The sequence below is a fragment of the Novosphingobium sp. MMS21-SN21R genome (assembly GCF_031846015.1).
Taxonomy (GTDB): domain Bacteria; phylum Pseudomonadota; class Alphaproteobacteria; order Sphingomonadales; family Sphingomonadaceae; genus Novosphingobium.
Window position 1 is genome coordinate 1,063,836 of sequence record NZ_JAVRDU010000001.1, and the last position, 22,124, is coordinate 1,085,959.

Genomic DNA, 22,124 nt, shown 5'->3' on the forward strand with positions numbered 1-22,124 from the left:
GCGCGCACCATGGCACTCAAGAACTATAACCCGACCAGCCCCGCACGCCGCGGCCTCATCCTCGTCGACAAGTCGTCGCTGTGGAAGGGCAAGCCGCTCAAGGCGCTGACCCAGGGCAAGAGCAAGACCGGCGGCCGCAATAACAAGGGTCATGTGACCTCGCGCGGCATCGCAGGTGGCCACAAGCAGACCTACCGCTTCATCGACTTCAAGCGTCGCAAGTGGGACATGCCGGCTACCGTCGAGCGTCTGGAATACGACCCGAACCGCACGGCGTTCATCGCCCTCATCAAGTATGAGGACGGCGAGCAGACCTACATCATCGCACCGCAGCGTCTTGCGGTTGGTGACACGGTCGTCGCTGGCGAAAAGACTGACGTGAAGCCTGGCAACGCCATGCTCCTGTCGCAGATGCCGGTCGGCACCATCATCCACAACGTGGAGATGAAGCCGAACAAGGGTGGCCAGATCGCCCGCTCGGCAGGCACCTATGTCCAGCTCGTCGGTCGTGACCGCGGCATGGTCATCGTTCGCCTGAACTCGGGCGAGCAGCGTTACCTGCGCGGCGACTGCATGGGCACGGTGGGCGCGGTGTCGAACCCCGACAACGCCAACCAGAACCTCGCCAAGGCTGGTCGCAACCGCTGGAAGGGCATCCGCCCGCTGACCCGCGGTGTTGCCAAGAACCCTGTCGATCACCCGCACGGTGGTGGTGAAGGCCGCACCTCGGGTGGCCGTCATCCGGTCACACCTTGGGGCAAGCCGACCAAGGGCGCCCGTACCCGTCACAACAAGTCGACGGACAAGATGATCATCCGTTCGCGTCACGCGAAGAAGAAGAGGTAACACCCCATGGCACGTTCCGTCTGGAAGGGCCCCTTCGTCGATCTGCACCTCCTGAAGAAAGCCGAAACGGCTCAGGATGCAGGTTCTCGCGCTGCCCCGATCAAGACATGGTCGCGTCGTTCGACCATTCTGCCGCAGTTCGTTGGACTGACGTTCAACGTTTACAACGGTCACAAGTTCATCCCGGTCTCCGTCTCGGAAGAGATGGTCGGTCACAAGCTTGGCGAATTTGCGCCCACGCGCACGTTCCCAGGCCACGCCGCTGACAAGAAGGGCAAGCGCTGATGAGCAAGTCTGCAGCTCCCCGCCGCGTTGGCGACAAGGAAGCCCTGGCTGTCGGTACCACGATCCGTGGTTCGGCCCAGAAGCTCAACCTCGTCGCTGGCCTGATCCGCGGCAAGAAGGCCGAAGAGGCCATGAACATCCTGGCCTTCTCCACGAAGGGCATGGCGGTTGACGCACGCAAGGTTCTCGCTTCGGCGATCGCCAACGCGGAAAACAACCACAACCTCGACGTCGACGCACTGGTCGTGGCAGAGGCCTCGGTTGGCAAGTCGGTCACGATGAAGCGCTTCCACACCCGTGGTCGCGGCAAGTCGACCCGTATCCTGAAGCCGTTCTCGCGCCTTCGGATCGTGGTCCGCGAAGTTGAGGAGGCCTGATCATGGGTCATAAATCAAACCCCATCGGTCTGCGCCTGCAGATCAACCGTACCTGGGACAGCCGCTGGTACGCCGAAGGTCGCAACTACGCGCAGATGCTCAAGGAAGATCTTGCGATCCGCAAGTTCATCGTCGAGACCCTGCCGCAGGCAGCGATCTCGAAGGTGGTGATCGAGCGTCCCGCCAAGCTTTGCCGCGTGTCGATCTATGCCGCCCGTCCGGGCGTGATCATCGGCAAGAAGGGCGCCGACATCGAGAAGCTTCGCTCGAAGCTTGCCGCGATGACAAGCAGCGACGTCAAGCTGAACATCGTCGAAATCCGCAAGCCGGAAATCGACTCGAAGCTTGTCGCTCAGGGCATCGCCGATCAGCTCGTCCGCCGCGTGGCTTTCCGCCGTGCGATGAAGCGCGCCGTGCAATCCGCTCTGCGTCTGGGTGCCGAAGGCATCAAGATCACCTGCGGTGGCCGCCTCGGTGGCGCTGAAATCGCCCGCGTCGAATGGTATCGCGAAGGCCGGGTTCCGCTGCACACGCTGCGCGCGAACATCGACTACGCTGAAGCTGAAGCCCACACCGCCTATGGCGTGATCGGCATCAAGACCTGGATCTTCAAGGGTGAGATCCTCGGTCATGATCCGATGGCGCAGGACCGACTGATGATGGAAGCCCAGACTTCCGGCGTCCGTCCGGCACGCTGAGCCTCGAGGGTAGAGAAGCACCATGCTGCAACCGAAGAAGACCAAGTTCCGCAAGACCTTCAAGGGCCGTATCCACGGTCTGGCCAAGGGCGGCACGGACCTGAACTTCGGCTCCTACGGCCTCAAGGCCATGGAGCCCGAGCGGATCACCGCACGCCAGATCGAAGCGGCCCGCCGCGCGATCACCCGCCACATTCGCCGTCAGGGTCGTCTGTGGATCCGCGTATTCCCAGACGTGCCAGTGTCGAAAAAGCCTGCCGAAGTCCGCCAGGGCAAGGGCAAGGGCTCGATCGAATATTGGGCAGCCCGCGTGAAGCCGGGTCGCATCCTGTTCGAACTGGATGGCGTTCCGGGTCCGCTTGCTGCTGAAGCGTTCAGCCGCGCCGCGATGAAGCTGCCGATCAAGACGAAGGTCGTCGCCCGCCTGGGTGATACTTCGCATCTTGGTGGCGAGTAAGGAGGAAAGACGATGGCCAAGTTCGAAGACCTTCGCGTCAAGAGCGACGACCAGCTTTCTGCTGATCTCGCCGAGCTGAAGCGCGAACAGTTCAACCTGCGTTTCCAGGGCGCGACCAACCAGCTTGAGCGCCCCGCGCGCATCAAGGAAGTTCGTCGCGACATCGCACGCATCAAGACGCTGCAGACTGAGCGTTCTCAGTCGGCCCAGGCGTAAGGAAGCTAGTATGCCCAAGCGTATTCTGGTCGGGACCGTAGTGTCCGACAAGACCGACAAGACCGTGGTCGTGAAGGTCGAGCGTAAGGTGAAGCACCCGCTCTACGGGAAGATCATCCGCCGCTCGAAGAAGTATCACGCCCATGACGAGGCGAATGCCTTCAAGACCGGCGAGACCGTGCGCATCGAAGAAACTGCGCCGATCTCGAAGCTGAAGACGTGGAAGGTTATCGACCGCGTTCAGGCCGGCAAGGGCACCGCAATCGAAGCGGACGTCTGAGCTACAGCGACAATTTGGAACTGCCGGACTGGTTCCGGCAAGCCAGTGAGAAGGAACCGGATCAATGATCCAGATGCAATCCAATCTCGACGTCGCGGACAACAGCGGCGCAAAGCGCGTCCAGTGCATCAAGGTACTGGGTGGCTCCAAGCGTCGGTTCGCGAGCGTTGGCGACATCATCGTGGTGTCGGTCAAGGAGGCGCAGCCCCGCGCCCGCGTCAAGAAGGGCGACGTTCATCGCGCCGTGATCGTACGTACCCGCAAGGACGTGCGTCGCGCCGATGGCAGCGTCATCCGCTTTGACGGCAACGCCGCCGTGCTCGTCGGCAAGAACGAAGAGCCCATCGGCACCCGTATCTTCGGACCTGTGGTTCGCGAATTGCGCGCCAAGGGCTTCATGAAGATCATCAGCCTCGCGCCGGAGGTGCTGTAATGGCTTCCGCTAAGATCAAGAAGGGCGACACCGTCGTCGTTCGTTCGGGCAAGGACAAGGGCCGTACCGGCACCGTGCTCCAGGTCCTTCCGAAGGATGACAAGGTCGTTGTCGGCGGTATCAATATCGCTGCCCGTCACCGCAAGCCCAGCCAGCAGAACCCCCAGGGCGGTATCGACCGCTTCGAGGCTCCGCTGCACATCTCCAAGGTTTCGGTCGCTGACAAGGATGGCAAGCCCACCCGCGTCCGCTTCGAAGTCAAGGACGGCAAGAAGGTCCGTGTGGCCGTGAAGTCCGGGGAGGCCATCGATGGCTGATAAGTATACGCCGCGTATGCGGTCGAAGTATGACGCCGAGATCGCTGCTGCGATGCAGGCCAAGTTCGGCTACTCGAATGCGATGGAAATTCCGCGCATCGAAAAGATCACGCTCAACATGGGCGTGGGCGAAGCGAGCCAGGACAAGAAGAAGGTCACGACCGCAGCTGCCGAAATGGAGCTGATTGCCGGTCAGAAGCCTGTCATCACCAAGGCGAAGAAGTCGATCGCGCAGTTCAAGCTGCGTGAAGGCATGCCGATCGGTTGCAAGGTGACCCTGCGCCGCGAACGCATGTACGAATTCCTTGACCGCCTCATCACCATCGCAATGCCCCGCATCCGCGACTTTCGTGGTTTGAACCCGAAGTCGTTCGATGGCCGTGGCAACTATGCGATGGGTCTGAAGGAGCAGATCATCTTCCCAGAGATCAGCTACGACCAGATCGAGAAGGTGCGCGGAATGGACATCATCGTCACCACCACCGCGAAGACCGACGACGAAGCGCGCGAACTGCTCCGCCTGTTTGGTTTCCCGTTCCCGCAGGAAGCTGCTGAAGAGCAGCAGGCCGCGTGATCCAGATTTGAAGAAGAGAGCTTAAGTCCATGGCGAAACTGAGTTCCATCAATAAGAATGAGCGTCGCAAGAAGCTCGTCGTGAAGTACGCGGCGAAGTTTGCAGCGCTCAAGGCTGTCGCTGATGATGAGTCGCTCGACGAAACCGAGCGTCTGATTGCCCGCCTCAAGATGGCCGAGCTTCCCCGCAACGCAAACCCCACCCGGGTTCGCAACCGTTGCGCAACGACTGGTCGCCCGCGCGGCTACTATCGCAAGTTCGGCCTTTGCCGGATCGAGCTGCGGGACAAAGGCAACAAGGGCCTTATCCCCGGCCTGACCAAGTCGAGCTGGTAAGGACATCCGATGGCAATGACCGATCCTTTGGGTGATATGCTCACCCGCATCCGCAACGGCCAGCAGGCGAAGAAGGATTCCGTCCTTTCGCCCGCTTCCAAGTTGCGTGCACACGTGCTCGAAGTCCTTCAGCGTGAAGGCTATATCCGCGGTTTCTCGGAGGACGCCACCGGCGCCCACCCGCAGCTGCGCATCGAGCTCAAGTATTTCGAAGGCCAGCCTGCGATCAAGCATGTTGCCCGTGTCTCCAAGCCTGGCCGCCGCGTCTACTCGGGTTCCAAGGAACTTCCGGTGATCCGCAACGGTCTTGGCATCACCATCGTCTCGACGCCACGTGGCGTGCTTTCGGATGCCGAAGCGCGCGCTGCCAACGTCGGCGGCGAAGTGCTTGCGGAGGTGTTCTGATGAGCCGCATCGGCAAGAAGCCGGTGACGATCCCTAGCGGCGTCACCGCGAGCATCGCAGACGGCGTGCTGTCCGTGAAGGGGCCGAAGGGCTCTCTCTCGCTCACCCTGCGCGACGAAATCAGCTACACCGTCGATGGCGATACCATTCTGGTGAAGCCTGCCAACGCGACCAAAGCCGCGCGTGCCTTCTGGGGCATGCAGCGCACGATGGTCGACAACCTCGTGACGGGTGTCACGCAGGGCTACACCAAGGTCCTCGAGATCACTGGTGTCGGCTACCGCGCGAACTCGCAGGGCAAGAACCTGAAGCTGCAGCTTGGCTACAGCCACGATGTCGATTTCGCGGTGCCTGAAGGCATCGAGATCAAGACCCCTGACAACACGACGGTGGAAATCTCGGGTATCGACAAGCAGAAGGTCGGCCAGGTCGCCGCCGAAATCCGCCGCTGGCGCAAACCCGAGCCTTACAAGGGCAAGGGCATCAAGTACCGTGGCGAGTTTATCTTCCGCAAGGAAGGGAAGAAGAAGTAATGGCAAAGCTGTCTCTCTTCGCCCGCCGCCGCCAGCGTGTCCGCACTGCGCTCAAGGCACGCTCGGGCGGTCGTCCCCGTCTCTCGGTCCACCGTTCGGGCCGTCACATCTACGCGCAGATCATCGACGATGCCCAGGGCGTCACGGTCGCTGCCGCTTCTTCGCTTCTCAAGGGCGAGAAGTCGATTGGCGCGAACGTCGAAGCTGCAGCCAAGGTCGGCACGCTGATCGCCGAAAAGGCCAAGGCTGCCGGTGTTACCACCGTCGTGTTCGATCGCGGCGGCTTCCTGTTCCATGGCCGCGTCAAGGCGCTGGCTGATGCTGCCCGCGAAGGCGGCCTGGAGTTCTGATGATGGCTGACGAAACCAACCTGGAAGGCGAAGTCGCCGTCGTCGCAGAAGCGACCGGCGGCGAGCCGCAGCGTGAAGGTCGTGGCCGTGGCCGCGGCCGTGGCGGCAACGATCGCGGTGGCAACAATGATCGCGGTGGCAACCGCGGACGCCGTGACGATCGTCGCGGTGGCCGTGGCGGCAATGACGAGGACGGTGGTGAGGAGCTGATTGAAAAGCTCGTCCACATCAACCGCGTCTCCAAGACCGTCAAGGGCGGCAAGCGCTTCGGCTTTGCGGCACTGGTCGTAGTCGGCGACGGCAAGGGCCGTGCAGGCTTCGGCAAGGGCAAGGCTCGCGAAGTTCCTGAAGCGATCACCAAGGCTACTGCCGCTGCAAAGCGCGCGATGGTCCGCGTGCCGCTCAAGGAAGGCCGCACGCTTCACCACGACGGCAAGGGCCGTTTCGGTGCAGGCAAGGTCAATCTTCGTACGGCACCTGCCGGTACCGGCATCATCGCTGGTGGCCCGATGCGCGCCGTTTTCGAGAGTCTCGGCGTTGCCGACGTGGTGACCAAGTCGGTCGGCACCTCGAACCCTTACAACATGATCCGCGCAACTTTCGACGCGCTCGTCAGCCAGACTTCGCCGAAGTCGGTTGCCCAGCGTCGTGGCAAGAAGGTTGCCGATCTGCTCGGTCGCGGCGGCGCCACTTCGGTGGAAGCCGAAGCCGCTGCCGACGCCATCACGGAGTAATCGGTCATGGCTACGATCAAGATCAAGCAGATCGGTTCGCCGATCCGTCGCCCCGAACATCAGAAGAAGATTCTGATCGGTCTGGGCCTGGGCAAGATGAATCGCGTGGTCGAGTTGGAAGACACGGCTGAAGTGCGCGGTGCCATTGCCAAGCTTCCCCACATGGTGGCCGTGGTCGATTGACCACTGTCTCTTGCGGGTTAACGGAACGCCCCGGCCTTCGTGCCGGGGTTTTCCATTTGAGAGGTGGTCATCCCTTGGGATGAGGCACTTCTTATGGGGTGACATGCCGACGGCTTTGGCCTAAAGGCGCCCCTTCCATTCAGCGCGACAAAAGCGAAAGCGAGTGCACGACATGAAACTGAACGAACTCTCCGACAATAATGGCGCCCGCAAGGGCCGGATGCGCGTTGGCCGTGGTATCGGCTCGGGCAAGGGCAAGACCGCTGGCCGCGGCCAGAAGGGTGCCAAGGCGCGCTCGGGTGTGTCGATCAACGGCTTTGAAGGCGGCCAGATGCCGCTTCACATGCGTATCCCGAAGCGTGGCTTCAACAACATCTTCGCGAAGGACTTCGCGGAAGTGAACCTCGGCATGATCCAGAAGATGATCGATGCCGGCAAGTTCGACCTGTCGGCTCCGATCGATCACGCAGCGCTAAAGGCTGCCGGTCTGGCACGCGGCGGCAAGGACGGCGTGCGCCTCCTTGGCAAGGGTGAATTCACCGCCAAGGTCACGTTCAAGGTCGATGGCGTCAGCAAGGGTGCTCTGGAAGCCGTGCAGAAGCTCGGCGGTTCGGTCGAATTGCCCGAAGCCAAGCCCAGCGAGCATGAGAAGAAGACCGCTCGCCGCGAGGCCAACAAGCAGGCCAAGTGAAGCAATTCAATCCCCGCCCGGAACTCGGGCGGGGATTTTGACATTGCCCGGGTTCGACATCCGCGATCCCGCACTATATGGGCTAGCTCGACAGGATGAAAACTGGCCGCAGCGCCCGTTTCACAGCAAGGCTTGAACCCCGAAAATGGCATCACGCGCCGATAATATCGCCAGCAACCTCAGTCTGGCCAACTTCTCCAAAGCGACCGAGCTTAAAAAGCGGATCTGGTTCACGGTGGGCGCGCTCATCGTATTCCGGTTCCTCAGCTTCGTGCCGCTGCCGGGTGTCAACCCGCTGATCATGGAGACGCTGTACGACCAGACGCGCGGCGGTGTTCTCGATATCTTCAATGCGTTCTCGGGCGGTTCGCTCGAGCGCATGAGCCTCATCGCGCTGGGCGTCATGCCTTATATCACTGCGTCGATCGTGGTGCAGCTGGCTGCCTCGCTTCATCCGTCGCTTGCGGCGATGAAGAAGGAAGGCGAGAGCGGGCGCAAGAAGCTCAACCAGTACACGCGCTATGGCGCCGTGCTGCTCACCGCCATCCAGGGCTGGGTGCTCGCTTCCGGGCTTGAAGCATACGGCGCCTCGAGCGGGTTGCAGGCGGTGGTCAACCCCGGCCTGCTGTTCCGGGTCGGCGCGGTCGTTTCGCTGATCGGCGGCACGATGTTCCTGTTGTGGCTGGGTGAACAGATCACGTCGCGCGGGATCGGCAACGGTGTTTCGCTGATCATCATGGCCGGTATCGTTGCGCAGCTGCCGAAGTTCTTCGGTAATCTGTTCGAGGGTGGGCGCACCGGTTCGATCTCGCCGTTCCTGATCGTTGGTATCGTGACCATGTTGCTGGGCCTGGTCCTCGCAATTTGTTTCATCGAGCGGTCGAGCAGGCGCTTGCTCATTCAGTATCCAAAGCGGGCGACCCAGCGCGGCATGATGAATGCCGACCGCAGCCATTTGCCGCTCAAGCTCAACACTGCTGGCGTTATTCCGCCGATTTTTGCCAGTTCGCTGCTGCTTCTGCCGCTGACGATCACGCAGTTTGCCGGCAATTCAATCTCGCCCGACACGACGATGGGGCAGGTGATCGTTTCGCTGAACCAGTATCTTGGTCACGGCAAGCCGCTGTACATGCTGCTTTACGCCGCCGGGATCATCTTCTTCTCGTTCTTCTACACTGCCGTGGTGTTCAACCCGGAAGAGACGGCCGAGAACCTCAAGAAGAATGGCGGCTTCATCCCGGGCATCCGTCCGGGCAAGAACACTGCCAATTATCTCGACTATGTGCTGACGCGGATCACCGTGCTGGGCGCTGCCTACATCACCATCGTCTGTGTCGTGCCGGAATTCATCATGGCAGAGACCGGCATGGGTGCGGTGTTCTTCGGGGGCACCAGTCTGTTGATCGTGGTGAACGTGACAGTGGACACGATCACGCAGATTCAGTCGCACTTGCTGGCGCACCAGTATGGCGATCTCATCAAAAAGGCAAAGCTGAAGGGGCGGCTGCGCTGATCGGCGCTGGCCAGAGGGGAGCGAATTGGTGAACATCATCCTGTTGGGGCCTCCGGGCGCAGGCAAAGGGACGCAGGCACAACGCCTGGTCGAACGCCACGGCATGAAGCAGCTCTCCACCGGAGACATGCTGCGTGCCGCCGTGAAGGCGCAGACACCGGTCGGGCTGCAGGCCAAGGCTGTGATGGAAGCGGGGCAACTCGTCTCGGACGAGATCGTATCGGCGCTGATCGGCGATGAACTCGATGCGATGCCTGCCGGGCAGGGCGCAATCTTCGATGGCTATCCGCGCACCGCACCACAGGCTGAATCGCTGGGTGCGATCCTGACAAGCCGCGGCCGCAAACTCGACCATGTGATCGAGTTGGACGTGAATGAGGATGCGCTCGTCGAGCGCATCACCGGACGCTACACTTGCGCAGCATGCGGCAAGGGCTATCACGACGTGTTCGAGAAACCTGCGGTCGAGGGGACTTGCGACAAGTGCGGCAGCCACGAATTCAAGCGCCGTCCCGACGATAACGAGGAAACCGTGCGCACGCGCATGGCCGAGTATCGCGCCAAGACTGCGCCGATCCTGCCGATCTACGACGCACAGGGCATCGTTGCCCGCGTTGACGGCATGGCCGAGATGGACACCGTCACGGCAGCCATTGAGGCAATCCTCGCGGCGCGCTAAGCATTTAGGGAAATCCGCCCGCTGTGGTGCGGACGGAGGTCCCGGCAATGCGCAAGGTTCTGATTATCATGGCGGCGGGGCTTTCGGGCTCCGCCGTTCCTGCGTCTGCCGAAGTGATCCAGAAGAGCGATTCCGGCTTCATCGTTCGAGTAACAGGCGAGGTTGCCGTTTCCCCCGCCGAGGCATGGAAAGCGTTCACCACGCCGTCACTTTGGTGGAGCGGCGCACACACCTTCTCGGGCGAGGCAGCGAATCTCACGCTCGATCCTGTGGCCAACGGATGCTTTTGCGAGAAGATGCCCGTTCCCAAGGGCGCGCCGGTAACGCAAAAGGCGGGTTCAGTCATGCACATGCGCGTGATCTATGCCGAACCCGGTCGTGCGATCCGGCTTTCCGGGGCGCTCGGACCGTTGCAGTCCGAGGCGGTCAACGGCACCATGACGGTGACTTTGAAGCCCGTGGACGGTGAAAGCGGCAAGGGCACACGGATCCTGTGGGAATATGTCGTCGGCGGCTACATGCGCTACAAGACCGAGACGATTTCGGTAACTGTGGACAAGGTGCTGGGTGAACAACTGGGCGGATTGACCAAGCTGCTGGGACCGCTCGGGCCAAGGATTGAAGGTCCGGTCGTTGAATTGGCTCCGGCAGGTGAAAGCGCCGCAGACAGTGCAACGTTCGCCCCGGACCCGGCGAACGACGAGGCTGCGGCAGGGGAATCGGTCAAGGCTGCGCTCGACAAGATGTTCAAGAAGAAGGGAGAAGTGCCTGACGGGCGCTGATCTGTGCGATCGGTGCTTTTGCATGGCGCAAAAGCCGCTAATCTTCGTCTCCATAACAGCGCGACTCGGCTCATCTTGCCGAAGACGCGCGATCGGGCCGCACTAGCCACCAAAAAGAAGCCGCAACCGGCTTCGCACAGGGGAGAGTACCGTGGCCGTTTCCGATCATGTCGACCTGCCGACTTTCATGGAGGGCGTGAAGAAGCGCAATCCCTATCAGCCCGAATTCGTTCAGGCGGTGCAGGAGGTCGCCGAGGATATTTTCGAGTTTATCCAGGACAAGGAAGAGTATCACGCGCAGCAGATATTGCGGCGCATTGCCGAACCTGACCGCGTCGTATCTTTCCGCGTTTGCTGGGAGGATGACAACGGCAACGTGCGCGTCCAGCGCGGGTGGCGGGTGCAAAACAACAACGCGATCGGGCCATACAAGGGCGGCATCCGGTTCCACCCTTCGGTGACCGAATCGGTGCTGAAGTTCCTCGCATTCGAGCAGACCTTCAAGAACGCGCTGACCGGCCTGCCGATGGGCGGCGGCAAGGGTGGATCAAACTTCAATCCCAAGGGCAAGAGCGTGCGCGAAATCATGCGCTTCTGCCAGAGCTTCATGACCGAACTCTACCGGCATATCGGTGCCGACATCGACGTGCCGGCGGGCGACATCGGCGTCGGCGGTCGCGAGATCGGCTATATGTTCGGCCAGTACAAGCGCATCACCAACAACTTCACCGGCGTGCTCACGGGCAAGGGCCTCGAATGGGGTGGCTCGTTGATCCGCACCGAGGCGACGGGTTATGGTGCGGTCTATTTCCTCGCCAACATGCTTGCGACCAAGGGCGAGGACTTGAACGGCAAGACGGCGGTCATTTCCGGGTCGGGCAATGTAGCCACACACGCGGCGGAAAAGATCGTCCAGTTGGGCGGCAAGGTGCTGACGCTTTCGGATTCGGGCGGCTACATCCACGATCCTGACGGCATCGATCAGGAGAAGATCGACTGGGTGAAGACTCACAAGACCCACCGGCGCGGCCGGATCGAGGAATATGTCGAGGCTTATCCGCGCGCGACTTTTCACGCCGGGAAGACGCCGTGGGGCGTACCTTGCGATGTCGCGCTGCCATGCGCCACGCAGAACGAGTTGCTAGGCGATGACGCGCGAACGTTGATTGCCAACGGCTGCAAGGCCGTGTCCGAAGGCGCGAACATGCCGACTGATCTGGAAGGCGTGCACGTGTTCAAGGCGGCAAAGATCCTCTACGCACCGGGCAAGGCTTCGAACGCGGGCGGCGTGGCGGTTTCGGGACTGGAAATGAGCCAGAACTCCGAACGCCGTTCGTGGAAGGAAGAAGAACTGCAGCAGATGCTCAAGGACATCATGGCAGGCATCCACAAGTCCTGCCTTGCCTATGGCGATCAGGGCGGCGGCTATATCGACTATGTGAAGGGCGCGAATATCGCGGGCTTCAAAAAGGTTGCCGATGCCATGCTGGCGTTCGGCGTGGTCTGACCTTTCAGCGCTTGCGGGTGCGGATTGCCGCTCGCGGGCGTTTTTGCAGGTCAACAGGACCGGCTGCGAAGGCGGGCGAATCAAATCGCCTGGCGTCGCAGCCGTTTCCTTCATTCTCGAAGCAGTTGTCGCCGGCACCGCGCCGCGCAGTTTGCAGGCTTTCCCACAGTCATGGCACGGCGCAGCGTGACGGAAATCGCCTTCCGGTCTAGAGGTTTGGGGTGTTTTGCGTCCGTCGTGGAGAAAAATTCACGTTCCCCTCTTGTTCCATGAGAACACAAGGGGTACACAACCCTTGTTGACGGTTCGTGTGAGCCAACTCTAGCAAGGGAAACGAAGCCATGGCGGCTCAGCTCAAGCTCATCGAGGAAGGTAAGACCAAGGACATGGATCGTCAAAAGGCGCTGGACGCCGCCCTTGCGCAGATTGACCGCGCGTTTGGCAAGGGCTCGGCAATGAAGCTGGGTTCCAAGGAAACGATGCAGGTGGAGGCGATTTCCACAGGCTCGCTCGGCCTCGATATCGCATTGGGCGTTGGCGGTTTGCCGCGTGGCCGCGTGATCGAAATCTATGGCCCGGAAAGCTCGGGCAAGACTACGCTTGCCTTGCACGTGATTGCCGAGGCGCAGAAGGGTGGCGGCACCGCTGCTTTCATCGATGCCGAACACGCGCTCGATCCGGTCTATGCCCGCAAGCTCGGCGTCAATATCGATGAACTGATCGTGTCGCAGCCCGATACGGGTGAGCAGGCGCTGGAAATCGTCGACACGCTGGTCCGCTCGAACGCCATTGACGTGCTGGTGGTGGACTCGGTTGCCGCACTGGTGCCGCGCGCCGAAATCGAAGGCGAGATGGGCGACAGCCATGTCGGTCTGCAGGCTCGCCTGATGAGCCAGTCGCTGCGTAAGCTGACCGGTTCGATCAGTCGTTCGCGCTGCATGGTGATCTTCATCAACCAGCTGCGCATGAAGATCGGCGTGATGTACGGCAACCCCGAGACGACGACGGGCGGCAACGCGCTCAAGTTCTACGCATCGGTCCGCCTCGACATCCGCCGCACCGGGCAGATCAAGGACCGTGACGAGATCGTTGGCAACGCCACGCGCGTGAAGGTGGTCAAGAACAAGGTCGCGCCACCGTTCAAGCAGGTCGAATTCGACATCATGTATGGCGAGGGCATTTCCAAGATCGGCGAGATTCTCGACCTGGGTGTGAAGGCCGGCGTCGTCGAAAAGTCGGGCGCCTGGTTCAGCTATGACTCCATTCGCATCGGGCAGGGCCGAGAGAACTCGAAGAATTTCCTGCGCGAAAACCCCGAGATCTGCAACCGCATCGAAGCCGCAATTCGGGGTCGCACCGATCAGGTTGCTGAAGGACTGATGGCTGGCCCGGACGCGGACGACGACACATGATCCTTCAAAGGCTGGTGGTTGCTGTTTGATCCGCTACCACTCGCCAGACCAAAGGGCCCGCGCGTTCCCCGGCAGGAACGCGCGGGCTTTTTGCTTTGCATGTCGTGCCTTACCGATTAACTCTTTGGGAGAAGCCCGATGTCGATCATAGTGCATCACCTCAACAACAGCCGTTCGCAGCGCGTCTTGTGGTTATGCGAGGAACTGGGGTTGGATTACGAAATCCGGCATTACCAGCGCGACCCGATGACCAATCTCGCTCCGCCCGAACTCAAGGCTGTGCATCCGCTGGGCAAATCGCCGCTATTGGAGATCGATGGACGGGTGATCGAGGAATCGGGTGCGATCGTCCAGATACTGTGTGAGCGCTACGGCAACGGCCAGTGGTTGCCGGAAAGCGGATCGGACCACGCAGTCCGCCATCTCGAACTTATGCACTTTGCCGAGGGTTCGGCGATGACCCCAGTCCTGCTGCAACTTTACACGTCCAGACTTGGCGAAGCTGCTGCGCCGCTGCAGCCGCGCATTGCCGAACAACTCGCCGCGCATTTTGCCTATATGGAGCAGATCCTGCGCCCGTCGGGCCACTTTGTCGGTGACGACTGGACCGGAGCCGATGTCATGATGAGCTTTCCGGCTGAAGTAGGGGTGATGCAGGGCGCCGGGGCAAAGTTCCCCAAGCTGGCGGCCTTCGTCGCGTCGATCCACGCACGGCCCGCATGGCAGCGTGCGCGCGAAAAGGGCGGGGCCTACTTTTCCACGTGAACGGTCGCAGCCTTGTGTGCATCGCGCCCCAAGCCTAGCCTCCTCTGCATGACAAGCTCATCTGACTGGCAGGGAACCGTTGGCCGTAACTGGGCAGCGGAATGGCAACGGACCGATACCAGTTTCAGCGAGCTGACACTGCAGTTGCTCGCTGCGATTGCGCGTGAGCAGGGTGAAACGATTGTCGATATCGGCTGCGGGGCGGGGGAACTTTCCATTGCTGTGGCTGGCATGCGCACTGACTCGCGGGTGACGGGATGCGATATCTCGTCTGATCTCGTTTCAGTAGCGACTGGGCGCGGCACCGGATTGCACAACCTGTCCTTCACCGTTGCCGATGCCTCAGTCTGGCAGCCGGATGCGGCACCAGATCTCTATGTGTCGCGTCATGGGGTAATGTTCTTTGCCGATCCGCCCGCGGTCTTTCGCCATCTGGGTGCCGTGGCCGCGCCCGGTGCGCGCATCGTGTTCAGCTGCTTTCGCGCGGCTGCCCTCAACGAATGGGCTGTCAGCATTGCAGGCCTGCTTCCACCTCCCGAGCCAGTTGCTGTTCCGGTGTTTCCCCAAGGGCCGTTCGCCTTTGCCGATCCCGATCATGTCCGCAGCTGCATGGCGGGATGGCATGATGTCGATTTTACCCCCGTCAATTTTGCTTATGTCGCGGGTGCCGGAGACGATCCGGTGGCCGAAGCAATGGCGTTGTTTGGCCGAATCGGACCTTCCGCCTTTGCCATGCGCTCCCTGCCTGAAGCCGAGCGCATGGCGTTCGAGAAACGCCTGCGTGAACTCGTCGAAGCCCATAGCGACGGGGCCCGGGTTACGTTCAGGGCTGCGGCGTGGCTAATAACCGCCACGTCCGATCACAATCATGGATGAAACGTGCTTGTAGCACGCCGAACGCTCGCCTAATCGGCAGGCTATGACTTCTACGAACGAAATCCGCCGGTCCTTCCTCGACTATTTCGGCTCGCAAGGGCACGATGTGGTGCAGTCCGCGCCGTTGGTGCCGTACAACGATCCTACGCTGATGTTCGTGAACGCCGGCATGGTCCCGTTCAAGAACGTGTTCACCGGGCTGGAAACGCGGGCCACACCGCGCGCGACCTCGTCGCAGAAGTGCGTCCGCGCAGGCGGCAAGCACAACGATCTGGATAATGTGGGCTATACCGCACGGCACCACACGTTCTTCGAGATGCTCGGCAACTTCTCGTTCGGGGATTACTTCAAGGAGCAGGCGATCACCCATGCGTGGACGCTGCTGACCAAGGAATGGGGGCTGCCCAAGGACAAGCTGCTCGCCACCGTCTATCACACCGATGACGAGGCGTTTGCGCTGTGGAAGAAGATCGCGGGCCTGCCTGAGGACCGCATCATCCGCATCCCCACCAAGGACAACTTCTGGGCGATGGGCGACGATGGCCCGTGCGGACCGTGTTCGGAAATCTTCTTCGATCATGGCGACCACATCTGGGGCGGGCCTCCGGGATCGCCGACCGAGGACGGTGACCGCTTCATCGAGATCTGGAATCTCGTGTTCATGCAGTTCGAGCAGACGGCGGGCGAGATCACCGGCAACCTGCCCAAGCCCAGCATCGACACCGGCATGGGGCTGGAGCGCATCGCCGCCGTGCTTCAGGGCGAGCATGACAACTATGATACCGACACGTTCAAGGCGCTGATCGCCGCGTCCGAAAGCCTGACTTCGGTCAAGGCCGAGGGTGACCAGCGCGCAAGCCACAGGGTAATCGCCGACCACTTGCGCTCGACCAGCTTCCTGCTGGCCGATGGGGTGCTACCCTCGAACGAAGGGCGCGGCTATGTGCTGCGCCGGATCATGCGCCGCGCGATGCGCCATGCCCACCTGCTGGGCGCGCGCGATCCGCTGATGCACCGTCTGGTGCCTGCGCTGGTCGCCGAAATGGGCGCGGCCTACCCGGAACTGGGTCGTGCGCAGCCACTGATCGAGGAAACGCTGCTGCGCGAGGAAGTGCAGTTCCGCCGCACGCTGTCGAACGGCTTGAAGTTGCTCGACGAGACGACCGGTGCGCTGGGCGAAGGGGACAAGCTTCCCGGCGAAACCGCGTTCAAGCTCTACGACACGTACGGTTTCCCTTATGATCTTACCGAAGACGCTCTTCGTGCGCGGGGGATTTCTGTCGACCGCGATGGCTTCGACGCTGCGATGGCGCAGCAGAAGGCGGCAGCGCGCGCGGCATGGAAGGGCTCCGGCCAGGCGGCTGACGGCGAAGTGTGGTTCGACATTGCCGAGCGGGTCGGCGCGACCGAGTTCACCGGCTACACCGCCACCACCGGTGAGGCGCAAGTCGTCGCACTGGTGAAGGACGGCAAGGAAGTCACATCGGTCAGCGCGGGTGAAACCGTGACCGTCATCGTCAACCAGACGCCGTTCTATGGCGAGAGTGGTGGACAGACCGGCGATGCGGGAGCGATCACGGGGGCAGACGGGCTTGCGCTGACCGTTACCGATACGGCGAAGCCGCTCGGCCGCCTTCACGCACACAATGCCAAGGGGAATGCAGGCACGATCAAGGTCGGCGATGTGGTCAAGCTGGATATCGACGTGGAGCGCCGCGATGCAATCCGCGCGAACCATTCGGCCACGCACCTGCTGCATGCCGCTCTGCGCAACCGCCTTGGCGGGCACGTGACGCAGAAGGGATCGCTGGTTGCGGCTGACCGTCTGCGCTTCGACTTCTCGCAACCGACGGCGCTGACCAGCGACGACATTGCAGCCATCGAAGCGGAAGTGAACGCCGAGATCCGGGCGAATGAGGCAGTATCTACACGCCTGATGACACCGGACGACGCCATCGAGGCGGGGGCGATGGCGCTGTTCGGCGAGAAGTACGGCGACGAAGTGCGCGTGCTCTCTATGGGGCGCGCCACCGACAAGCATTATTCGGTCGAACTGTGCGGCGGCACGCACGTGCGTGCGCTGGGCGACATCGGCGTGTTCCGCATCGTTTCGGAAAGCGCGGTGTCTTCGGGCATTCGCCGGATCGAGGCGGTGACCGGCGAAGGCGCGCGGCAGTGGTTCGTTGCACGCGAGGATGCGCTGAAGAATACCGCGGCCATTTTGCGCACCACGCCCGATGACGTCGAGGCGCGGGTTGCAGCGCTGATGGACGAGCGCAAGAAGCTCGAGCGCGAACTGGCCGAAGCGAAGAAGGCGCTCGCACTCGGCGGTGGATCGGCAAAGGCCGAGAAGGCCGACGAGGAAGTGAGCGGCGTGATGTTCTCAGGCCAGGTGCTCGAAGGGCTTGACCCCAAGGACCTGCGCGGATTGCTTGATCAGGCCAAGCAGCGCCTCGGTTCGGGCGTGGCGGTAATTGTCGCGGTAAACGATGGCAAGGCGAGCATCGCGGCTGCCGTGACCGAAGACCTCGTCGGTACGATCAGCGCGGTCGATCTGGTGCGCGCGGGCGTCGAGGCGCTGGGAGGGAAGGGCGGCGGTGGCCGCGCAGACATGGCGCAGGGCGGCGGGCCGGATGGTGCGAAGGCTGCCGACGCCGTGGCTGCGGCCAAGGCGGTTCTGGCGGGGTGAGGCACTTCGTGCGATGGTGACCTATATGGAAGCCATCGCCCAGATCGTCGCCGACATTGCCGAAGAAATGCGGGATGTGACCGAGCGGGGCATCGTAGCGTCTTACATTCCGCCGCTCGCCGGGGTTTCGCCGGACAAGTTCGGCATTGCCGTGGTTATGGCCGATGGCGCAGTGCATGTGGCGGGCGATGCGGACGAGGCCTTTTCGATCCAGTCGATTTCCAAGGTCTTCGCACTGACTCAAGCCTTGGGCGCAGTTGGCGACCAATTGTGGCACCGCGTGGGGCGTGAGCCTTCGGGCAGCGCATTCAATTCGATCGTCCAGCTTGAAACCGAGCAGGGTATCCCGCGCAATCCGTTCATCAATGCCGGCGCGATCGTGCTGTGCGACGTTTTGCTGGGGCGGCACGAACCGCGTGAGGCCATCGGCCAGATGTTGCGCTTCGTGCGGATGCTGGCGGGGGACGACGACGGTTCAATCACAATCGATGAGGCGGTTGCCCATGCCGAACAGGACACCGGGTTCCGTAACATGGCGCTGGCGAACTATATGCGCGCATTCGGCAATATCCGTGTCCCGGTCGAGCGCGTGCTCGGCGTCTATTTCCACTTTTGTGCGCTAGCGATGAGTTGCCGCGAACTGGCCAAGGCGGGACGCTATCTGATGGATGGCGGGCGGGTGGACGGCCATTCGATCGTCACAGGCAATCGCGCGCGCCGCATCAACGCGTTGATGATGTCCTGCGGGCACTATGACAATTCGGGCGATTTTGCTTTCCGGGTAGGCCTTCCGGGGAAATCGGGCGTGGGCGGTGGCATACTGTCGGTTGTGCCGGGGGTGGCGAGCATCGCGGTGTGGTCGCCCGGCCTCAATCCCAGCGGTAACTCGCAATTGGGCACCTTGGCGCTTGAACGGCTCGTCCAGCGCACCGGGTGGAGTGTGTTCGAGCCAAGGCTGCTTTAAGCGCGCTCACGCAGCGACGCGGACTTCAGCTTGGGCAGGGAGTTCAGTTCGCCTTCTTCCTTGATCTTCTGGCGGAATTCGTCACGCTTTTCATGGATCGAGGCGATCACTGGCCCCATCGGGAAGCCGAGGTCGACAAGCACGGCTTCTGACAATTGCAGCGAGCTTTCGAGCGTTTCCGGCACTGCGTGGCTGGCGCCGGCTTTGTAGAGTTCGGCGGCGTGAGCGGCATCGCGGGCGCGGACGATGATCGGGAGGCCGGCGTGGGCGGCGCGCAGGCGCTTGACCATGCGCAGGATCAGGACGGGTTCGTCCATCGTCAGGATCATCGCGCGGGCATTGTCGAGGCCAAGGCGCTGGATCGATGTCTCGCTGTCGACGTTGCCGAAGAGGACGGGGCGGCCCTCCTTGCGCGCGGACTTGACGATTTCCGGGTTGCTGTCGATGCCCAGCCATGGCGCGCCGTGGACGGTCAGCATTTCCGAGATCAACTGGCCGACGCGGCCGAATCCCATCACCACTACGCGCTCGCCCTCGGGTTCAGCCACGGGCATCGATTGCCCTGCATCGGCGGTTTCCTTGCGCAGGCGGCCCGCCCAGCTTTCGCCCAGTTTGGCCAGCATCGGGGTGATGGTCAGGCCTATGGCGGTGACGATCTGCCAGAATTGCGCGGTTTCACGGTCGATCAGGGCGGCCTCGGCTGCGGCGGTCAACACGATCAGGGTGGTTTCTGACGGGCTGGCCATGAGGATGCCGGTCTGGAGCGCGGTCGCGCGGCCCTTGCCCATTGCGCGCAAGGCAAAGCCGGTGACCAGTGCCTTGAGGATCACGACGCCGAGCACGGCGATGGTCAGCGGCACGATCTCGGCCCAGACCACGCGGAGATCGATGCCCATGCCAATGGTGATCAGGAACACGCCGAGCGCGAGGCCCTTGAATGGCTTGGTAATCGCCTCGACTTCGGTGTGATACTCGGTCTCGGCGATGAGCAAGCCTGCCAGTAGCGCGCCCATGATCGGAGAGAGGCCGACCATCGACGTGGCGAGCGCCGAGGCGATGACCACCAGCATCGTGGCAGCAAGGAACAGTTCGGGACTCTTGGTCTGGGCAGCCTGCGCGAACAGGCGGGGCAGGAGCAGACGTCCGAACACGAGCAGGGCGGCGACAACCAGTGCGCCATAGAGCAGCGTCTCGCCGATGCTCGGCCCGGCGTCCTGCGCTGCAAACGGGGCAAAGGCTCCGAGCAGGAAGATGATCGGGACAAGCGCGATGTCCTCGAACAGCAGCATGGCGAGCGCGGCGCGCCCGACCGGGCCTTGTGTGCCGGAGATTGGCAGGACGAGCGCGGTCGAGGACAGCGCGAGCGCGAGGCCGAGGCCGAAGGCGCCGCTGATCGGCAGGCCAGTAGCCATGAGCACGGCAGAGAGCAGGAATGCCGAGACGCCCAGTTCCATCGCGCCCAATCCGAAGACGAGGCGGCGCATGTCCCACAACCGGTTGAACGAGAGTTCAAGGCCGATCTCGAACAGCAGGAGGATGATGCCGAACTCCGCGAAAGGCGTGATCGCCGCCGGGTCGGTTATGGTGACGTGATAGAGCCAGGGATATTGCGCGACGAGCGAGCCGAGGCCGAACGGGCCGACCGCAAGGCCGACAAGAATGAAGCCGATAATCGGCGTGATGCGCAGCCGCGCGAAGGCCGGAATGACGATCCCGGCAGCGCCAAGGACCACGAGGACGTCGGAAAGAGCGGTAGTTGGTTCAAGATTGCCTGCCATGTCCGCAGGTTAGGGGAGGGGCGGCGGGGTGTCACGGTGAAAGGCGCGTCGAAATGTTGCGGGCGGTCAATCGGGATGCAGCCTGCCAACGCAAAAGGCCCCGGCGTGCACCGGGGCCTTTCGTGTTTTCAGCAAACTGAAGGCGGGGACTTATGCCCAGGACTTCATTTCGGTTTCGAGGTTCTGGACGATCGCTTCGAAGAACTGTTCGGTGGTCATCCATGCCTGGTTCGGGCCGATCAGCAGTGCGAGATCCTTGGTCATCGCGCCGCTTTCGACGGTCTCGATGCAGACGCGCTCAAGCGTTTCGGCGAACTTGACCACTTCGGGAGTTTCGTCGAACTTGCCGCGATAGATCAGGCCGCGCGTCCACGCGAAGATCGATGCGATCGGGTTGGTCGAGGTCTGCTTGCCCTGCTGGTGCTGGCGGTAGTGACGCGTGACCGTGCCGTGCGCGGCTTCTGCTTCAACCGTCTTGCCATCGGGCGTCATCAGGACCGACGTCATCAGTCCGAGCGAGCCGAAGCCCTGTGCCACGGTGTCGGACTGAACGTCACCGTCGTAGTTCTTGCACGCCCAGACGAACTTGCCCGACCACTTGAGCGCCGACGCGACCATGTCGTCGATCAGGCGGTGTTCGTAGACGATGCCGGCTGCCGCGAACTTTTCCTTGAAGCCTTCGTTGTCGAAGACTTCCTGGAACAGATCCTTGAAGCGGCCGTCATAGGCCTTCAAGATGGTGTTCTTGGTCGACAGGTACACCGGCCAGCCAAGGTTGAGGCCATAGTTGAGGCTGGCGCGGGCGAAGTCGCGGATCGAATCGTCGAGGTTGTACATCGCCATGGCAACGCCTGCCGACGGGTACTTGAACACTTCGCGGTCGATGACTTCGCCATTGTCGCCTTCCCAGACGAGGCGCAGCTTGCCGGGGCCGGGGACGAGGAAGTCGGTGGCGCGGTACTGGTCGCCGAAGGCGTGACGGCCAACGACGATCGGATCGGTCCAGCCCGGAACCAGGCGAGGCACGTTCTGGATCACGATAGGCTCGCGGAAAACGACGCCGCCGAGGATGTTGCGGATGGTGCCGTTTGGCGACTTCCACATTGATTTGAGGTTGAATTCTTCGACGCGCTGCTCGTCAGGCGTGATCGTGGCGCACTTCACGCCGACTCCATACTGCTTGATCGCGTTGGCGGAATCGATGGTGATCTGGTCGTTCGTCTCGTCGCGCTTTTCGACCGAGAGGTCGTAGTACTTGAGATCGATGTCGAGGTAGGGAAGGATCAGACGCTCGCGGATCCATTCCCAGATGATCCGGGTCATTTCGTCGCCGTCGATCTCGACGACCGGGTTCTTCACCTTGATCTTCGCCATGTCCGTCCTGTCTTTTCAGCTGGGGAGAGAATTTGCGCTTTCCCTTAGCAGAGGCGCGCGCGGGCGCAAGA

28 protein-coding genes are annotated in these 22,124 nt (G+C 62.0%); 26 read left to right on the top strand and 2 right to left on the bottom strand.

The features are described from left to right. Positions 1 to 9 precede the first annotated feature (9 nt). The 26 genes from rplB to RM192_RS05155 all read left to right on the top strand — a co-directional run bounded on the left by rplB (position 10) and on the right by RM192_RS05155 (position 18,901). On the top strand, positions 10 to 846 hold the full coding sequence (gene rplB, locus RM192_RS05030) for a 50S ribosomal protein L2 (protein ID WP_311506470.1): 837 nt from the start codon (positions 10 to 12) through the stop codon (positions 844 to 846). A 6-nt stretch (positions 847 to 852) separates the two neighbouring features. Further along, positions 853 to 1,131, top strand: coding sequence for a 30S ribosomal protein S19 (rpsS, locus tag RM192_RS05035; protein WP_311506471.1), 279 nt, complete (start codon positions 853 to 855; stop codon positions 1,129 to 1,131). After that, positions 1,131 to 1,508 (top strand): 50S ribosomal protein L22, encoded by a 378-nt coding sequence (gene rplV, locus RM192_RS05040; RefSeq protein WP_311506472.1) that lies wholly within the window; start codon positions 1,131 to 1,133, stop codon positions 1,506 to 1,508. The genes rpsS and rplV overlap by 1 nt, the downstream gene beginning before the upstream one ends. A gap of 2 nt (positions 1,509 to 1,510) precedes the next feature. After that, positions 1,511 to 2,206, top strand: a complete 696-nt coding sequence (rpsC, locus tag RM192_RS05045) for a 30S ribosomal protein S3 (protein ID WP_231470143.1) — start codon at positions 1,511 to 1,513, stop codon at positions 2,204 to 2,206. A 22-nt stretch (positions 2,207 to 2,228) separates the two neighbouring features. Further along, positions 2,229 to 2,663, top strand: coding sequence for a 50S ribosomal protein L16 (rplP, locus tag RM192_RS05050; RefSeq protein WP_292939034.1), 435 nt, complete (start codon positions 2,229 to 2,231; stop codon positions 2,661 to 2,663). 12 nt (positions 2,664 to 2,675) lie between these two features. Beyond that, on the top strand, positions 2,676 to 2,879 hold the full coding sequence (rpmC, locus tag RM192_RS05055) for a 50S ribosomal protein L29 (RefSeq protein ID WP_183611280.1): 204 nt from the start codon (positions 2,676 to 2,678) through the stop codon (positions 2,877 to 2,879). Positions 2,880 to 2,889: 10 nt separating this feature from the next. Continuing rightward, on the top strand, positions 2,890 to 3,159 hold the full coding sequence (gene rpsQ, locus RM192_RS05060; protein WP_011444916.1) for a 30S ribosomal protein S17: 270 nt from the start codon (positions 2,890 to 2,892) through the stop codon (positions 3,157 to 3,159). Between the two features lie 64 nt (positions 3,160 to 3,223). Next, on the top strand, positions 3,224 to 3,592 hold the full coding sequence (gene rplN, locus RM192_RS05065; protein ID WP_305616354.1) for a 50S ribosomal protein L14: 369 nt from the start codon (positions 3,224 to 3,226) through the stop codon (positions 3,590 to 3,592). Continuing rightward, the gene (rplX, locus tag RM192_RS05070; protein WP_311506473.1) at positions 3,592 to 3,909 is read left to right on the top strand and encodes a 50S ribosomal protein L24; all 318 of its coding nucleotides are present in this window, start codon (positions 3,592 to 3,594) and stop codon (positions 3,907 to 3,909) included. Before rplN ends, rplX begins: the two co-directional genes overlap by 1 nt. Further along, positions 3,902 to 4,483, top strand: coding sequence for a 50S ribosomal protein L5 (gene rplE / locus RM192_RS05075; RefSeq protein ID WP_311506474.1), 582 nt, complete (start codon positions 3,902 to 3,904; stop codon positions 4,481 to 4,483). Before rplX ends, rplE begins: the two co-directional genes overlap by 8 nt. 29 nt (positions 4,484 to 4,512) lie before the next feature. Next, complete coding sequence (rpsN, locus tag RM192_RS05080; RefSeq protein WP_231470118.1) at positions 4,513 to 4,818, top strand: 30S ribosomal protein S14; 306 nt, start codon at positions 4,513 to 4,515, stop codon at positions 4,816 to 4,818. 9 nt (positions 4,819 to 4,827) lie between these two features. Beyond that, a complete protein-coding gene (gene rpsH / locus RM192_RS05085) occupies positions 4,828 to 5,223 on the top strand; it encodes a 30S ribosomal protein S8 (protein WP_311506475.1) in 396 nt (131 codons plus the stop codon). Continuing rightward, positions 5,223 to 5,756: a 50S ribosomal protein L6 gene (gene rplF / locus RM192_RS05090; RefSeq protein WP_311506476.1), complete on the top strand. Its 534-nt coding sequence runs from the start codon at positions 5,223 to 5,225 to the stop codon at positions 5,754 to 5,756. The genes rpsH and rplF overlap by 1 nt, the downstream gene beginning before the upstream one ends. Next, a complete protein-coding gene (rplR, locus tag RM192_RS05095) occupies positions 5,756 to 6,106 on the top strand; it encodes a 50S ribosomal protein L18 (protein WP_311506477.1) in 351 nt (116 codons plus the stop codon). Before rplF ends, rplR begins: the two co-directional genes overlap by 1 nt. Positions 6,107 to 6,108: 2 nt before the next feature. Continuing rightward, positions 6,109 to 6,840 (top strand): 30S ribosomal protein S5, encoded by a 732-nt coding sequence (gene rpsE, locus RM192_RS05100; protein ID WP_311506478.1) that lies wholly within the window; start codon positions 6,109 to 6,111, stop codon positions 6,838 to 6,840. A 6-nt stretch (positions 6,841 to 6,846) separates the two neighbouring features. Then, complete coding sequence (gene rpmD, locus RM192_RS05105) at positions 6,847 to 7,023, top strand: 50S ribosomal protein L30 (protein WP_054107573.1); 177 nt, start codon at positions 6,847 to 6,849, stop codon at positions 7,021 to 7,023. Between the two features lie 172 nt (positions 7,024 to 7,195). Continuing rightward, positions 7,196 to 7,714 (top strand): 50S ribosomal protein L15, encoded by a 519-nt coding sequence (gene rplO / locus RM192_RS05110; RefSeq protein WP_311506479.1) that lies wholly within the window; start codon positions 7,196 to 7,198, stop codon positions 7,712 to 7,714. A gap of 145 nt (positions 7,715 to 7,859) precedes the next feature. Further along, entirely contained in the window at positions 7,860 to 9,227 is a 1,368-nt protein-coding gene (gene secY / locus RM192_RS05115) for a preprotein translocase subunit SecY (protein ID WP_311506480.1), read from the top strand. Between the two features lie 28 nt (positions 9,228 to 9,255). Beyond that, positions 9,256 to 9,906, top strand: coding sequence for an adenylate kinase (locus RM192_RS05120; protein WP_311506481.1), 651 nt, complete (start codon positions 9,256 to 9,258; stop codon positions 9,904 to 9,906). 47 nt (positions 9,907 to 9,953) lie between these two features. Further along, entirely contained in the window at positions 9,954 to 10,688 is a 735-nt protein-coding gene (locus RM192_RS05125; RefSeq protein WP_311506482.1) for an SRPBCC family protein, read from the top strand. A gap of 151 nt (positions 10,689 to 10,839) precedes the next feature. Continuing rightward, complete coding sequence (gene gdhA, locus RM192_RS05130) at positions 10,840 to 12,195, top strand: NADP-specific glutamate dehydrogenase (RefSeq protein WP_409233784.1); 1,356 nt, start codon at positions 10,840 to 10,842, stop codon at positions 12,193 to 12,195. 341 nt (positions 12,196 to 12,536) lie between these two features. After that, complete coding sequence (gene recA, locus RM192_RS05135) at positions 12,537 to 13,607, top strand: recombinase RecA (protein ID WP_311506483.1); 1,071 nt, start codon at positions 12,537 to 12,539, stop codon at positions 13,605 to 13,607. A gap of 138 nt (positions 13,608 to 13,745) precedes the next feature. Next, the gene (locus RM192_RS05140; RefSeq protein WP_311506484.1) at positions 13,746 to 14,372 is read left to right on the top strand and encodes a glutathione S-transferase; all 627 of its coding nucleotides are present in this window, start codon (positions 13,746 to 13,748) and stop codon (positions 14,370 to 14,372) included. Between the two features lie 48 nt (positions 14,373 to 14,420). Further along, positions 14,421 to 15,248, top strand: coding sequence for a methyltransferase domain-containing protein (locus RM192_RS05145; protein WP_311506485.1), 828 nt, complete (start codon positions 14,421 to 14,423; stop codon positions 15,246 to 15,248). Positions 15,249 to 15,291: 43 nt separating this feature from the next. Continuing rightward, a complete protein-coding gene (alaS, locus tag RM192_RS05150) occupies positions 15,292 to 17,937 on the top strand; it encodes an alanine--tRNA ligase (protein WP_311506486.1) in 2,646 nt (881 codons plus the stop codon). A 25-nt stretch (positions 17,938 to 17,962) separates the two neighbouring features. Next, on the top strand, positions 17,963 to 18,901 hold the full coding sequence (locus RM192_RS05155) for a glutaminase (RefSeq protein ID WP_311508572.1): 939 nt from the start codon (positions 17,963 to 17,965) through the stop codon (positions 18,899 to 18,901). Here RM192_RS05155 and RM192_RS05160 read toward each other — a convergent pair. Together RM192_RS05160 and RM192_RS05165 are read right to left on the bottom strand one after the other, a co-directional pair. Next, positions 18,898 to 20,679 carry a cation:proton antiporter gene (locus RM192_RS05160; protein ID WP_311506487.1) on the bottom strand — a complete coding sequence of 594 codons (1,782 nt, stop codon included), beginning with the start codon at positions 20,677 to 20,679 and terminating at the stop codon, positions 18,898 to 18,900. The genes RM192_RS05155 and RM192_RS05160 overlap by 4 nt on opposite strands. Before the next feature lie 150 nt (positions 20,680 to 20,829). Then, a complete protein-coding gene (locus tag RM192_RS05165) occupies positions 20,830 to 22,053 on the bottom strand; it encodes an NADP-dependent isocitrate dehydrogenase (protein WP_311506488.1) in 1,224 nt (407 codons plus the stop codon). Between the last annotated feature and the right edge of the window lie 71 nt (positions 22,054 to 22,124).